This window comes from Agrococcus carbonis, assembly GCF_900104705.1.
GTDB lineage: Bacteria > Actinomycetota > Actinomycetes > Actinomycetales > Microbacteriaceae > Agrococcus > Agrococcus carbonis.
In genome coordinates, this window is the sequence record NZ_LT629734.1 from 2,062,095 (window position 1) to 2,075,397 (window position 13,303).

12 protein-coding genes and 1 riboswitch are annotated in these 13,303 nt (G+C 72.2%); of the genes, 4 read left to right on the top strand and 8 right to left on the bottom strand.

Going from position 1 to position 13,303, the window contains the following annotated elements; all coding sequences use genetic code 11:
- Window positions 1-4: 4 nt before the first annotated feature.
- Window positions 5-898 carry a LysR substrate-binding domain-containing protein gene (locus BLT67_RS09940; protein WP_092667622.1) on the bottom strand — a complete coding sequence of 298 codons (894 nt, stop codon included), beginning with the start codon at window positions 896-898 and terminating at the stop codon, window positions 5-7.
- A 140-nt stretch (window positions 899-1,038) separates the two neighbouring features.
- Here BLT67_RS09940 and BLT67_RS09945 point away from each other — a divergent pair, with 140 nt between their 5' ends.
- A complete protein-coding gene (locus tag BLT67_RS09945) occupies window positions 1,039-4,635 on the top strand; it encodes a bifunctional proline dehydrogenase/L-glutamate gamma-semialdehyde dehydrogenase (protein ID WP_092666868.1) in 3,597 nt (1,198 codons plus the stop codon).
- A 375-nt stretch (window positions 4,636-5,010) separates the two neighbouring features.
- Here the strand turns inward: BLT67_RS09945 and BLT67_RS09950 are convergent, their stop codons facing one another.
- The 4 genes from BLT67_RS09950 to BLT67_RS09965 form a co-directional block, all read right to left on the bottom strand.
- Complete coding sequence (locus tag BLT67_RS09950; RefSeq protein ID WP_092666869.1) at window positions 5,011-5,571, bottom strand: hypothetical protein; 561 nt, start codon at window positions 5,569-5,571, stop codon at window positions 5,011-5,013.
- On the bottom strand, window positions 5,572-6,747 hold the full coding sequence (locus tag BLT67_RS09955; protein WP_092666870.1) for an AAA family ATPase: 1,176 nt from the start codon (window positions 6,745-6,747) through the stop codon (window positions 5,572-5,574).
- A 48-nt stretch (window positions 6,748-6,795) separates the two neighbouring features.
- A complete protein-coding gene (locus BLT67_RS09960; RefSeq protein WP_092666871.1) occupies window positions 6,796-7,308 on the bottom strand; it encodes a DinB family protein in 513 nt (170 codons plus the stop codon).
- 127 nt (window positions 7,309-7,435) lie between these two features.
- Window positions 7,436-8,206, bottom strand: a complete 771-nt coding sequence (locus BLT67_RS09965) for an SDR family NAD(P)-dependent oxidoreductase (protein WP_092666872.1) — start codon at window positions 8,204-8,206, stop codon at window positions 7,436-7,438.
- 129 nt (window positions 8,207-8,335) lie between these two features.
- Window positions 8,336-8,426: riboswitch (ZMP/ZTP riboswitch) on the top strand.
- A gap of 37 nt (window positions 8,427-8,463) precedes the next feature.
- On the opposite strand from BLT67_RS09965, the gene glyA reads away from it, so the two are divergent.
- From glyA to BLT67_RS09980, 3 genes are all read left to right on the top strand, one after another.
- Window positions 8,464-9,795 (top strand): serine hydroxymethyltransferase, encoded by a 1,332-nt coding sequence (glyA, locus tag BLT67_RS09970; protein WP_092666873.1) that lies wholly within the window; start codon window positions 8,464-8,466, stop codon window positions 9,793-9,795.
- Entirely contained in the window at window positions 9,792-10,679 is an 888-nt protein-coding gene (locus tag BLT67_RS09975; RefSeq protein ID WP_092666874.1) for a bifunctional methylenetetrahydrofolate dehydrogenase/methenyltetrahydrofolate cyclohydrolase, read from the top strand. The genes glyA and BLT67_RS09975 overlap by 4 nt, the downstream gene beginning before the upstream one ends.
- A gap of 104 nt (window positions 10,680-10,783) precedes the next feature.
- The gene (locus BLT67_RS09980; protein ID WP_092666875.1) at window positions 10,784-11,212 is read left to right on the top strand and encodes a hypothetical protein; all 429 of its coding nucleotides are present in this window, start codon (window positions 10,784-10,786) and stop codon (window positions 11,210-11,212) included.
- On the opposite strand, the gene BLT67_RS09985 is transcribed toward BLT67_RS09980, so the two are convergent.
- The 3 genes from BLT67_RS09985 to BLT67_RS09995 all read right to left on the bottom strand — a co-directional run bounded on the left by BLT67_RS09985 (window position 11,209) and on the right by BLT67_RS09995 (window position 13,205).
- Window positions 11,209-11,991: a helix-turn-helix transcriptional regulator gene (locus tag BLT67_RS09985; protein ID WP_197674415.1), complete on the bottom strand. Its 783-nt coding sequence runs from the start codon at window positions 11,989-11,991 to the stop codon at window positions 11,209-11,211. The two genes, BLT67_RS09980 and BLT67_RS09985, sit on opposite strands and share 4 nt — an antisense overlap.
- Window positions 11,992-12,106: 115 nt before the next feature.
- Window positions 12,107-12,601, bottom strand: coding sequence for an SRPBCC domain-containing protein (locus tag BLT67_RS09990; protein ID WP_092666877.1), 495 nt, complete (start codon window positions 12,599-12,601; stop codon window positions 12,107-12,109).
- A 67-nt stretch (window positions 12,602-12,668) separates the two neighbouring features.
- Complete coding sequence (locus BLT67_RS09995; RefSeq protein ID WP_092666878.1) at window positions 12,669-13,205, bottom strand: gamma carbonic anhydrase family protein; 537 nt, start codon at window positions 13,203-13,205, stop codon at window positions 12,669-12,671.
- Between the last annotated feature and the right edge of the window lie 98 nt (window positions 13,206-13,303).

Genomic DNA, 13,303 nt, shown 5'->3' on the forward strand with positions numbered 1-13,303 from the left:
GCACCTAGGCGTCGTCGAGCTGCGGCACGGCGTCGCGCAGCGCCTGGCGCACCGCGGCGATCGCCGGCGACCCGCTCGAGGCGGTGCGCCCGGCGGTGAAGATCTCGCGCCGCGGCTCGCCGGGCAGCGGCAGCGCCTCGAACCCCACCTCGGAGCCGACCCACGTCAGGTCGTTGACGATGCCGACCGCATGCCCCGTCTCGATGAGCCGCATCTGGGCCTGCAGGTCGGCGGTCGCGAACCGCACGTCGGGCTCGAAGCCCGCGAGGCGGCACTGCTGCTCGGCGAAGTGCCGCGAGGCCGCGCCGACCGGCTCCATCACCCACGCGCGCGCCGCAGCATCCGCGAGCGTGCGGATGCCGCTGCCGGGCGGCACCGCGAGCCGCAGCGCATCGGTCATGAGCACCTCGCGGTCGAGGCCCGGATGCTGCGGCGCCGCGTGCCCCGGGTACTGCTCGGCGACGACGAGGTCGAAGTCGCCCACGTGGGTGTCGTAGAGCGCGGTCTCCGGCTCGCGCTGCACCATCTCGACCCGCACCTCGGGCGCGGAGCCGGCGAGGATGCGCAGCATCTCGGGCACGAGGGAGAGCGCGGCCGACTGGAAGACCGCGATGCGGACAGTGCCGACGGGGCGGCCGAGCGATGCCGCGACGGCGCGCTCGGCGGCCTCGAGCTGCGCGAGGATCCGCTCGGCGTGGGCCGCGAGCAGCTCGCCCTGCGGCGTGAGCGCGAGCCGCCGCCCCTGCTTGCGGGTGAGGGCAACCCCGACCTCGCGCTCGAGCGCGCTCAGCTGCTGGGAGACCGCGCTCGGGGCGTACGCGAGGGCCGCCGCGACGGCGGCGATCGTGCCGCGCAGCCGCAGCTCGCGCAGCAGTCGCAGGCGCCGGACGTCGAGCACGCTCGCCTCCAAGAAGCATCAGCGGATGCGATGGGAATCCATCGCGAACCGTCACTGTACCTGAACGATGCGGGGGTGCAGACTGGCGGCGCACTGCGCGTGTCCGCGCGCAGGAGGATGACCGCAGGAAGGGCAGACGCATGGGCGCATCCGCCACCGCCAAGCAGGCCGCGACGAAGGCCGCCGGCTCGACCGCCGAGCACGACGCGGGCGAGCAGTCCGCCGCGCAGCAGGCGGTCGCGGACGCCGCCGCGCGCGCCGCGACGCAGCACGCCGTCGACCCGGCAGAGCTCGAGGCGCTCCGAGCGCTCGCCCCCGAGGTCGTCGCGCAGGTGCGCACGTGGCTCGAGCAGGCCGAGCGCATCCCCGCCGACAGCAGCGCCGAGCAGCTCGCCGGCGTGCTGCGCGACCCCAAGGGCCTCGACTTCGCGGTGCGCTTCGTCGACGGCGTCGTGCGGCCCGAGGACGTGCACGTCGCCGCGCGCACCCTCCGCGAGATCGCCGGCGACGCGCCGTCGTTCCTGCCGTGGCCGATGCGCCAGGCGCTCAAGCTCGGCGGCGGGGTCGCACCGCTCGCGCCACAGGTCGTCGTGCCGATCGCGCGCCGCGTGCTGCGCGAGATGGTCGGCCACCTCATCATCGACGCGACCGACGCCCGCCTCGGTGCCGCGATCAAGCGCATCCGCGCCACCGGCGCCCGTCTCAACGTCAACCTGCTCGGCGAGTACGTGCTCGGCGCGCGCGAGGCCGAGCGCCGCATCGAGGGCACGCGCGCGCTCATCGAGCGCCCCGACGTCGACTACGCCTCGATCAAGGTCTCGGCGACGACCGCGCCGCACCAGCCCTGGGCCTTCGACTCGCACGTCGAGCACGTCGTCGAGCGACTGCTGCCGCTCTACCGCCGCGCCGCCGAGAACGGCACCTTCATCAACCTCGACATGGAGGAGTACAAGGACCTCGAGATGACCATGGCGGTCTTCACGCGGATCCTCGAGACCCCCGGCCTCGAGCGGTACCGCGGCGGCATCGTGCTGCAGGCGTACCTGCCCGACGCACTGCCCGCGATGCAGCGCCTGCAGGCGTGGGCCGCGGCGCGCGTCGCCGGCGGCGGGGCGCCCGTGAAGGTGCGCCTCGTGAAGGGCGCGAACCTGCCGATGGAGCGCGTCGAGGCGTCGATCCACGACTGGCCGCTCGCGACGTGGCACAGCAAGCAGGACAGCGACACGCACTACAAGCGCGTGCTCACGTGGGCGCTCACCACCGACCGCATCGCCAACGTCGAGCTCGGCGTCGCGGGCCACAACCTCTTCGACGTCGCCTTCGCGTGGCTGCTCGCGAAGCAGCGCGGCATCGAGGCCGGCCTCGACTTCGAGATGCTGCTCGGCATGGCGCAGGGCCAGGCCGAGGTCGTGCGCCGCGACGTCGGCGGACTGCTGCTCTACACGCCCGTCGTGCACCCGGCCGAGTTCGACGTCGCGATCGCCTACCTCATCCGCCGCCTCGAGGAGGGCGCGAGCCGCGAGAACTTCATGTCGGCGGTGTTCGAGCTCGCGACCGACGAGGGGCTCTTCGAGCGCGAGCGCGACCGCTTCCTCGCCTCGCTCGACGCGCTCGCGGCCGAGGCGCCCGCCACCCACCGCGTGCAGGACCGCACGCAGGCGCCCGAGCCGATGCCGACGACCGGCTTCCGCAACGCGCCCGACACCGACCCGTCGCTCCCCGCCAACCAGGCGTGGGCCGCCGGCATCCGCGAGCGCGCGAAGACCTCGCGCCTCGGCTTCGACGCCGTCGAGGCGTCGCTCGTGCGGGACGCCGAGGCGCTCGAGGCCGTCATCACGACGGGCCTCGCCGCGAACGACGCGTGGCGCGCCCTCTCGGGCGACGAGCGCGCCGCGATCCTGCACCGCGTCGGCGACGAGCTCGAGGCGCGCCGCGCCGAGCTCATGGAGGTCGCCGCGAGCGAGGCCGGCAAGACGCTCGACCAGTCCGACCCCGAGGTCTCCGAGGCCATCGACTTCGCGCACTTCTACGCCGAGCGCGCCCGCCACCTCGACACGATCGACGGTGCCGTCGCGGTGCCGAGCCGCCTCATCGCGGTCACGCCGCCGTGGAACTTCCCGATCGCGATCCCCGCGGGCTCGACGCTCGCGGCGCTCGCGAGCGGCGCATCCGTCATCATCAAGCCCGCCCGCGCCACCGCGCGCACGGGCTCCGTGATGGTCGAGGCGCTCTGGGCCGCCGGCGTGCCGAAGGACGTGCTGCAGCTCGTGCAGCTCGGCGACCGCTCGCTCGGCGACGCCCTCGTCGGCGACGAGCGCGTCGACCGCGTCATCCTCACGGGCGGCTTCGAGACCGCCGAGGCCTTCCGCCGCATCCGCCCCGACCTCAACCTGCTCGCCGAGACGAGCGGCAAGAACGCGATCATCGTGATGCCGTCGGCCGACTACGACCTCGCCGCGAAGGACATCGTGGCGAGCGCGTTCGGCCACGCGGGCCAGAAGTGCTCGGCGGCGTCGCTCGCGGTGCTCGTCGGCCAGGCCGGCCGCTCGAAGCGCCTGCACAACCAGATCGTCGACGGCGTGCGCTCGCTCGAGACGGGCTGGCCGTGGGACGCCGACAGCCAGATGGGCCCGGTCATCGCGCCCGCCGAGGGGAAGCTGCTCGACGGCCTCACGCGCCTCGGCGAGGGCGAGGCGTGGGTCGTCGAGCCCAAGCAGCTCGACGACGAGGGGAAGCTCTGGAGCCCGGGCCTGCGCGCCGGCGTGCAGCGCGGCAGCGAGTACCACCTCACCGAGTACTTCGGGCCGATCCTCGGCATCATGCGCGTCGAGACGCTCGAGGAGGCCATCGCGGTCGTCAACGAGGTCGACTACGGCCTCACCTCGGGCCTCCACTCGCTCGAGCCCGACGAGATCGGCCAGTGGCTCGACACGATCCAGGCCGGCAACCTCTACGTCAACCGCGGCATCACGGGCGCCATCGTCGAGCGCCAGCCCTTCGGCGGCTGGAAGCGCTCGGTCGTCGGGCCGACGACCAAGGCGGGCGGCCCGAGCTACCTGCTGCCGCTCGTCGACTGGGTGACCGCCGAGGCGCGCGAGCTCGACCCGATCGCGCTCCCGTCGGTGCAGGCGCTCGTCGACGCCGTCGACTCGCTCGCACGGTCGTCGGATGCGTCGGTGTCGGCCGGCGAGGCCGACGCGCTCCGCCGCTCGGCCGGCAGCGACCAGCACGTGTGGGCGACCGAGCTCGGCGTCGCGCGCGACGTGCAGGGGCTGCTCGCCGAGCGCGACATCCTGCGGCACCTCCCGATGCCGGGCGTCGTGATCCGGCTCGCGGAGGGCGGTCGCATCGCGCAGCTCGCCCGCGCGGTCGTCGCGGCGCTGCGGGCGGGTGCCGAGGTGCGCGTCTCGACCGCGATCGAGCCGGCGCCCGCTGTGCGCGCGGCGCTCGCGGCGGCGGGCGTGCCGGTCGAGGTGCACGACGACGCGGCCTTCGCGGCTGCGGCGGCGCGCCTGCCGCAGGGCCGCATCCGCTACCTCGCACCCGAGGCGACGGTCGCCGCGGGCGTGCGGGCGCTCGCCGAGGCGGTCGACGGCCGCCCCGACCTCGCGATCGTGTCGCACCCGGTGACGGAGGCGGGCCGTGTCGAGCTGCTGCCGTTCCTGCGCGAGCAGGCGATCGCGATCACGGCGCACCGGTTCGGCACGCCCAACCACCTCACCGATCGGCTCATCTGACGCTCGCCGGTCGCCGCGAAGGGGTCCCGCTCTCGTGAGCGGGGCCCTTGCGCGATCGACGGCGACTCGGCTCGACGCATCCCGGCAACTCGACCCGTTTCCGCGGCGACTCCACCCCATCCGGGCGACTGGACCCGCTGCAACGACTCCGGGCGGTCAAAACGGGTCGAGTGACGGCGAGAGCCGTTATGGCGAGCAGTCGTGCCAGGGCGCGGTGTGCTGCGGCCGTTGCTGTCCGTGCGCGAGCCGACGATCGCACTTACGGCGCTCAGCGTCGGCTCGCAGAACCACCTGACTGACCGCATGATCTGGCGCGGTGCGCCGGGCTCAAGGGAGCGTAGCGAGGATGGGCGGCGCATCAGGCGGTGGCGGATGTTAGGCCACGGTGACCGTCGTGGCGATCGCGTCGAATCGTTCGATGAGCCGCTTGAATGATCCGTTGCGTCCTGCGGCGACATGAATCTCGATATTCGCGGCAAGGGTCGCCTGGTCAACGCTCTTCGTGTAGTCACGATGCGCGCGGATGCGACTGAGGCCATTGGCGCCAACTTCGTACACAGCGTCTTCGTGAATCGTGGTCTCGCACGACGCGTAGATCCAGTCCTCGAAGTTCTTCTCCGCGATCGCCAAGGTCACTGGCACCCGGCTCCCGCACCGGGGGAGTAAGCCGGTCGCTACCTGCTTGATGCACTCCTTGTCTGCATCGATCACCACAAGAATCTGCTGCGCCCCGGGGCGACTGGCAGCGATGCGGACATAACCTTCGATGCCGCCCGCTTTAGTCAGATTGCTGATGCCATTTACGGCGATGGGGGTGGCAAGCAACCCCGGCCGGAAGTCTTCGAGCTCGTGGAGTCGCTTTCGTAGAAGCGTTGGAACCGCGCCGCGATCTCCCGGGCCCTCGACGATTAGCTGGATCGCGCCATCGATGCCCATCTACGAATCCACCGCCTCGGGGTCCAGCGCGTGCGAGCGCATCAGTTCTCCCACGGTTAGAAGTCGTTCGTGAACCACCTGACGAGTCTCAGGAGCCACTCTGGCGAGATGGGAAGCTTCACCGTCAGACCAGACCACCCTGACGCTGTCGACATCGACCTGGTCAGCGATGTCAGCCGAGTGCGTCGTGATCACAATCTGCGTCCGCCGCGCTTCGCTCCGCAGGATGTCCACGAGCGCGCGGAGCGCACCGAGATGAATTGCAATCTCCGGCTCTTCAAGAACTACCAACGCCGGGACTGTTGGTTGGAACAGCGCAATCAGCATGCTGAAGGCGCGGAGTGTTCCGTCCGACATCTGCCGCGCACTGAACTCGCGCACGCCGTTCGGTGTCTGTTGTCCGAAGATGAGCGTCTGCTGGCCTGCCAACGACGAGACCTCGACTCGCACGATGCCAGGCACGATGGCGTTCAAATGGCTCAGTACAACCCGACGCTGTTCGCTGCTGAGTGAATCATAGATGGAAACCACATTCGAGCCGTCTGGCTCGAACTGCCCAAGCGAACTAGGTTCTTGGAATTCTCGAATGACTTGTGGGTTGATTTCCACCGTTTGCAATTGGGAGAGGGTCTGGAAGATCAGATAGCTAGCGAACGATGATGCGCCGGACGCGGCGCTGTGCCCCGGCGCGATCGCGGATGTGCGGTCGCCATGCTTCGACGTGGAGTCGCGTGAGACGACGGTTGAGCCATCGCTTCGGAACTCATAGCGCGCGTCGCGGTAGTAGACGACCGCCGTCTCTTTCTTCACCCTGTAGGTGCCGCCAGCGACCGATGAGAACGCGATCTCATAATGAGAGGACGGTTGGCCACTGGCGTCGCCCAGTCGAAACTCCAGGCGGAGCGAAGGATTGGTGGGTCTGCCATTGCTGCGGTGGCGAATCTGAGGGAAGCCGCCTCGACGCGCCACAGCGACGGGGAGCCCATGCGAACTGATATCGCGGAGCAGTCTGATGGCCGCGACGAAGTTCGACTTGCCGCTGGCATTCGGTCCTACTAGGGCAGTGAGGTCTCCGAAGTCAACGGTCGCCCTCTTGTAGGAAAGGAAGTTCGTCAGAGTGAGAGAGAGAAAGGTGGGACTCAAGCGGTTCGAGGATTGGGGGCCATTGGCGCTCATGCTCGCACCTTACTGACGGATACGACCGGCGCGGGTCAGCGAGCGTCCTCACAGCACGAGGTGCTGGCGGCCGTCGAGCAGCTCGCGCGCCGCATCGAGGTGGCCCGCGTGCGTCGCCGTGTCGAGGATCACGTGCACGAGCACCTCGGCGAGGTCGGCGAACGCGCCCTCGGGCCAGTCGGGGTCGGGCATCCGCGGCGGCGCATCGAGCGCAGCGGCGGCGATGATCCGATCCGAGCGCTCGACGGCATCCCGGTAGTCCTGCAGCACCGCATCCGTCGACTCGTCGGGCTCGACCCGCCAGTCGGCGGGCCGGCCCTCGTCGAGCGCGGCGTCGGCGACCGGCCAGTAGTCGAGCGGCTCGCCCGCCATGACGGTGTGGAACCAGTAGCGCTCGCCGCCGAGGGTCACGTGGCGGACGAGCCCGATCGGCGACCAGCCCGAGGGCAGCACCGCCGTGCGCAGCTGCGCGTCGTCGAGGCCGTCGACGGCGGCGAGGATGTGGCGGCGCTGCGCGTCGAGCGCCTCGAGCAGCAGCGCGCGTGCGCGGTCGTCGTCCATGCGCCGATCCAAGCACGGCGCCGATCCGGCCGCCCACCGCGTGCCGGACCCCTTCCGCCAGCGGCGAGCCGGTGCACCAGGTCGAGCTCGGCGGAAGGGGTCCGGCTGACAGGGCCGGGGGAGCGGATCAGCCCGCCGACCACCCGCCGTCGTTCGGGATGATCGCGCCGCTCACGTTCGAGGCGGCGTCCGAGGCGAGGAACGCGGCGAGGTTCGCCTGCTCGATCGGCTGCGCCGTGCGCTGCGCGCTCTGGTGCACGGGCGTGATCGCGGCGAGCCCCTCCTGGTCGATGTGCTGCTGGATGTCGGGCGTCATCACGTTGGTCTCGACGCCGCCCGGGCAGATCGCGTTCGCGCGGATGCCCTGCTTCGCGTACGTGTAGGCCGTGTTGCGCGTGAGCCCGATGAGCCCGTGCTTCGACGCCGTGTACGCGGCGCCCGCCGCGGCGCCGCGGATGCCCGCCTCGCTCGCGATGTTGATGATCGAGCCGCCGCCCGCCGGCAGCATGACGCGCAGCGCCGCGCGCGTCAGGAAGAACGGCCCGTCGAGGTTGACGCGCATGACGCGGCGCCACAGGTCGTCCTCGACGGCGGCGGCGCCGGCGAAGTGATCCATGATCCCGGCGTTGTTGACGAGCGCGTGCAGGCCGCCGTGGCGCTCGACCGCGGCCGCGACGACCGCGTCGGCCGTGGCGGCGTCGCCGATGTCGCCGACGTGGGCGGATGCGGTGCCGCCGGCGCCCTGCAGGAGCTCGACGGTCTCGTGCGCGGTCTCGGCGATGTCGCTCGCGACGACGGTCGCGCCGAGCTCGGCGAACAGCTGGGCGGTCGCGCGGCCGATGCCGCTGCCTGCGCCGGTGATGACGGCGACCTTGCCGGTGAGGTCGATGACGGCCATGGGGAGCTCCTTCGCTCTCGGGTGACGAACGGCACCAGCCTGCGGCATCGGGCGGCCGGGCGGCAAGGGACCGTGGTCGTCCGTGCCGCGTCGACGCATCCGTCGTCGCGCGCGAGCGCGGGCTACGATGGACGCGGCCGTGACTGGCGCATTGGTGGAGCACCACCGGGGAGCGGCCGACCTGTGGGATCACCCCCTGCCGCGCGCCTGGGCGAGCCAGCCAGCGACGCGCGCGAGCGCACAGCGAAGGAGCACCCGTGACCGACCGCCTGCCCAGCACGTTCAACAGCCCCCTCGCCGAGGTGGACCCCGAGATCGCCGAGGCGCTGCAGCTCGAGCTCGACCGCCAGCGCGACTACCTCGAGATGATCGCGAGCGAGAACTTCGTGCCCGTCGCGGTGCTCGAGGCGGCGGGCTCCGTGCTGACCAACAAGTACGCCGAGGGCTACCCGGGCCGCCGCTACTACGGCGGCTGCGAGTTCGTCGACGTCGCCGAGAACCTCGCGATCGAGCGGGCCAAGGCACTCTTCGGCGCCGAGTACGCCAACGTGCAGCCCCACTCGGGCGCGACGGCGAACGCCGCCGTGCTCCACGCGATCGCCCGCCCCGGCGACACCGTGCTCGGCCTCTCGCTCGACCATGGCGGCCACCTCACGCACGGCATGAAGATCAACTTCTCGGGCCGCCTCTACGACATCGTCGCGTACGGCGTCGACGAGACCACGAGCCGCGTCGACATGGACGAGGTGCGCCGCCTCGCGATCGAGCACAAGCCCAAGGTCATCGTCGCCGGCTGGTCGGCCTACCCGCGCCAGCTCGACTTCGCCGCCTTCCGCGCGATCGCCGACGAGGTCGGCGCGCTCCTGTGGGTCGACATGGCGCACTTCGCCGGCCTCGTCGCCGCGGGCCTGCACCCGAACCCCGTGCCGCACGCGCACGTCGTCTCGTCGACCGTGCACAAGACCATCGGCGGCCCCCGCTCGGGCTTCATCCTCACGAACGACGCCGACATCGCCAAGAAGATCAACTCGGGCGTCTTCCCGGGCCAGCAGGGCGGCCCGCTCATGCACGTGATCGCCGCGAAGGCGACCGCGTTCAAGCTCGCCGCGAGCGACGAGTTCAAGGAGCGCCAGGAGCGCACGCTCCGCGGCGCGCACATCCTCGCCGAGCGCCTCATGCAGCAGGACGTGCGGGATGCGGGGATCACGGTGCGCTCCGACGGCACCGACGTGCACCTCGTGCTCGTCGACCTGCGCGACGCCGCGATCGACGGCAAGCAGGCCGAGGACCTCCTGCACGAGATCCGCATCACCGTCAACCGGAACGCGGTGCCGAACGACCCGCGCCCGCCGATGGTCACGAGCGGCCTGCGCATCGGCACGCCCGCGCTCGCGACGCGCGGCTTCGGCGACGAGGAGTTCACCGAGGTCGCCGACGTGATCGCGCTCGCGCTGCAGCCGGGCGCCGACCTCGATGCGCTGCGCGCGCGCGTCGCGGCGCTCGCGGATGCGTTCCCGCTGTACCCGGGCGTCGGCCCCTCGGGCCAGCCGGCGGCCGTGCACGAGCTCGGCTCGTCGGTCGACCGATGACCGCGCGGCTCCTCGACGGCAACGCCACCGCATCCGCGATCAAGGCTGAGCTGCAGGAGCGCGTGGCCGCGCTCCGCGGCAAGGGCATGACGCCCGGCCTCGGGACGCTGCTCGTCGGCGACGACCCGGGCAGCCAGTCGTACGTGAAGGGCAAGCACCGAGACTGCGCCGAGGTGGGGATCGAGTCGATCCGCGTCGACCTGCCGTCGGGGGCCTCGAGCGCCGACGTCAGGAAGGCGATCGAGGACCTCAACGCCGCCCCGGAGGTCACCGGCTACATCATCCAGCTGCCGCTGCCGCCGGGCCACGACGAGCACGCGATGCTCGGGCTCATGGATCCCGACAAGGATGCCGACGGCCTGCACCCCTACAACCTCGGCCGGCTCGTGCTCGGCGTCGACGGCCCGATCGAGTCGCCGCTGCCGTGCACGCCCGCGGGCATCGTGCAGATGCTGCGCCGCCACGACATCGAGATCGCCGGCAGCACCGTCGCGGTCGTCGGTCGGGGCCTCACGGTCGGCCGGCCGCTCGGCCTGCTGCTGACGCGCAAGGGCATCGACGCGACCGTCACCCTGTGCCACTCGCGCACCCCCGACCTCGCGGCGCAGGTGCGCGAGGCCGACATCGTCGTGGCCGCGGTCGGCGTGCCGGGCCTCATCAAGGCCGACTGGGTCAAGCCGGGGGCCGCGGTGCTCGACGTGGGCATCACGCGCGGCCTCTCGGCCGAGACCGGCAAGGTCAAGCTGCTCGGCGACGTCGAGCCGGGCGTCCGCGAGGTCGCCGGCTGGGTCTCGCCCGTGCCCGGGGGCGTCGGCCCCATGACGCGCGTCATGCTGCTCGACAACGTCGTGCAGATGGCCGAGCACCAGGTGCGCTCCCGCTAGTCGCGCACGTACGCACCTCTGCGCATACCGCGGCGGCGGGCGGCGGTGGAGACTCGTGGATGCCCGGGCACCCAGGTCCCGGACGATCCCGAGGAGGAGACTCCATGACCGCCGCCGCCCGCGCGCGCCGAGGCACCGCCGCCGTCGCGCTCGCCGTCGTCCTGACCATGGTCGGTGCGACCGCCGCATCCGCCCACCACTGCTATCGCGACCAGTGGGCGGGCGCCGCCTACCAGCACCACCTGCGCGGCGGTACGCCGTGGGTGCCGCTGAGCGACCTCGGCGTGATGTTCGCCGTGCCGCCGCACCTGCAGGCCGACTGCGCGTGGGTGGCCGACGAGGTCGTCGCCGACTTCATGGCCGAGAACGGCATGACGCAGGAGCCGCTCATCCACGCGAAGGCGACCGTCGGCGGCGGCGCCGCCCACCAGGGCAGGGAGCCGCGCCCGTTCAGCTACCTCACCGAGGCGCAGTTCGGCTCGCTCACCGTCGACCTGCTCGCGGGCGTCGAGGCCTGCGCGGCGGGTCTCTAGTCCCGGCTGCTCGCGCCGGAAGCGGCGGCCTCCTCCCCACGTGCTGTCGGGAGGAGGCCGCTCCGCTGCCCGAGCAGCACGGCGCTCAGCCGGTCGCGCGCGCCGAGCTTGCGGTACAGGTGCTCCTGGTGCTTGTGCACCGTGCGCTCCGAGACGCCCAGGGTCGCGCCGATCGCGGCCGCCGTGCGACCGAGGTGCATGAGGTGCAGCACGGTGCGCTCGCGGGGCGTGAGCCGCGGAGCGCCCTCGGCCGGCTCGGGCGCCGCGGCGCCGACTCGCGCGAGCAGCTCGACGTGGCGGTCGAGGCCGCGCAGCAGGCGCGCGTGCTGGACGATCGGCCGCAGCTGCAGCCGGGTGATGGCGCTCGGCGCGATGAGCGTCCAGCCGTCGTACTCGCCGCCCGAGGCGACCGCGAGGTCGGCCTGGTGTGCCGAGACCCGCAGCCGCTCGAAGATGCGCAGCGTCGGCTCCTCGAGCGCCCAGCCGGCCCGCACGACGTCGCCGAGCCGCACGGGCTCGGGGGAGCGGGTCGCAGCCCGGAAGCGGAAGAGCGGATGCGCGCGCACGTCGGCGGCGCACGGCATCTCGGACGCCGCGGGTCGGTGCCCGTGCCCGTGGATGCGCATGAGCGCGTCGGGGCGGCCGCGCGTCACGCTCACGCGCGTCGCGATCTCGCTGTCGGTCGCGACGAGGATCGCCTCGGCGAGCAGAGCGCGCGCGGCATCGGCATCCTGCTCGTGCAGGATGTCGGCCACCGCATCCGTGATGGGGCTGCGCATGCGGCTGAGCATAGGAGCGCGCGCGGCGGCGGGGAAGCGCCCGCGGAGGCGCTGTGGATCACCTCAGCATCCCGAGCCGGTGCTCGGCGCCGCGCACGCGCGGCCGGCGCCCCGCTCAGCCCGCGTACGCGTCGCGCAGCGCCGGGTAGTAGTCGTCCCACGCGGGCATCGGCTCGCCCGCGATCGCCGCGACGAGCCGGTCGAGGTACCACTCCCAGCCGGCCGCGACATCCGGCAGCGCCGCCTTGGGCAGCTCGTGCTGCATGAAGCGGATGAGGGTGCCCGAGCCCGGCTCGTGCCCGCCGTCGATGAGCTCGACCTCGAGGCTCCAGCTGCCCGACTCGTCGGTCGTCTGCACGGCCAGGTGCTCGGGGGCGTTGCAGTCGAGGATCTCGACGGCGCTCGTCGCGTCGCCCTCCTCGGCGGTCATCGCGAGCACGACCTCGCCCGAGTCGGGCTCGCCCACGTAGGTCGCGAACCAGATGCCGAGCTCGCGCGACTCGGAGAGGAAGGGCCACACGGCGATGGCGTCGGCGCTCACCGTGCGCTCGAGCGTCAGCTCGCACGTCTGGCCGTGCTCGGTCACCGTGCCTGTCCGTCGGATCGCCATCTCGTGCTCCTCCCGGTGGGGCCGAGCCTACGCATCCGCCCGCCCGGAACGCCAGGGGGCTCGAGCGTCAGCGGGCGATGGCGTCGACGTAGAGCTGGATGCGCTTCGCGTACGCCTCGGCGTTCCGCGCGATGCCGTGCCGCTCGTCGTCGGTCGTCTCGCGGCGCACCTTGCCGGGCACGCCAGCGACGAGCGAGTGCTCGGGGATGACGGTGCCCTCGGTCACGAGCGCGCCAGCTGCGATGATCGACCCGGTGCCGATGACGGCGCCGTTCATGACGGTCGCGTGCATGCCGATGAGCACGTCGTCCTCGACGGTGCAGCCGTGCACGACGGCGTTGTGGCCGATCGAGACGCGCGCGCCGATGGTGAGCGGCGAGCCGTGGTCGACGTGCAGCGAGCACGAGTCCTGCACGTTCGACTCCTCGCCGATCGTGATCGCCTCCTCCTCGGCGCGCAGGCTCGCGCCGGGCCAGATGCCCACGCGCTCGCCGAGCGACACCTCGCCCGCGATGACCGCGCCGGGCATGACGAGCGCCGACTTCGGCAGGTGCGGCACCCGGTCGGGAAGCGGGATGATCGTGGCGCGCTCGTGGACGGTCATGGCGCCAGCGTACGCCGGAGAGCCGCTGGGTGCGCTTCTCGGAGAAGTGGGGTACAACGAGAAGCGGCGCGGCGGTCGACCGCCGCGCGGGAGGAGAC

Excerpts from the sequence above, each read along its gene's own strand:
- BLT67_RS09945 (WP_092666868.1), top strand. The coding sequence starts at position 1,039 with ATGGGCGCATCCGCCACCGCCAAGCAGGCCGCGACGAAGGCCGCCGGC.
- BLT67_RS09950 (WP_092666869.1), bottom strand. The coding sequence starts at position 5,571 with ATGGGCATCGATGGCGCGATCCAGCTAATCGTCGAGGGCCCGGGAGAT.
- BLT67_RS09955 (WP_092666870.1), bottom strand. The coding sequence starts at position 6,747 with ATGAGCGCCAATGGCCCCCAATCCTCGAACCGCTTGAGTCCCACCTTT.
- BLT67_RS09960 (WP_092666871.1), bottom strand. The coding sequence starts at position 7,308 with ATGGACGACGACCGCGCACGCGCGCTGCTGCTCGAGGCGCTCGACGCG.
- BLT67_RS09965 (WP_092666872.1), bottom strand. The coding sequence starts at position 8,206 with ATGGCCGTCATCGACCTCACCGGCAAGGTCGCCGTCATCACCGGCGCA.
- BLT67_RS09975 (WP_092666874.1), top strand. The coding sequence starts at position 9,792 with ATGACCGCGCGGCTCCTCGACGGCAACGCCACCGCATCCGCGATCAAG.
- BLT67_RS09980 (WP_092666875.1), top strand. The coding sequence starts at position 10,784 with ATGACCGCCGCCGCCCGCGCGCGCCGAGGCACCGCCGCCGTCGCGCTC.
- BLT67_RS09985 (WP_197674415.1), bottom strand. The coding sequence starts at position 11,991 with ATGCGCAGCCCCATCACGGATGCGGTGGCCGACATCCTGCACGAGCAG.
- BLT67_RS09990 (WP_092666877.1), bottom strand. The coding sequence starts at position 12,601 with ATGGCGATCCGACGGACAGGCACGGTGACCGAGCACGGCCAGACGTGC.
- BLT67_RS09995 (WP_092666878.1), bottom strand. The coding sequence starts at position 13,205 with ATGACCGTCCACGAGCGCGCCACGATCATCCCGCTTCCCGACCGGGTG.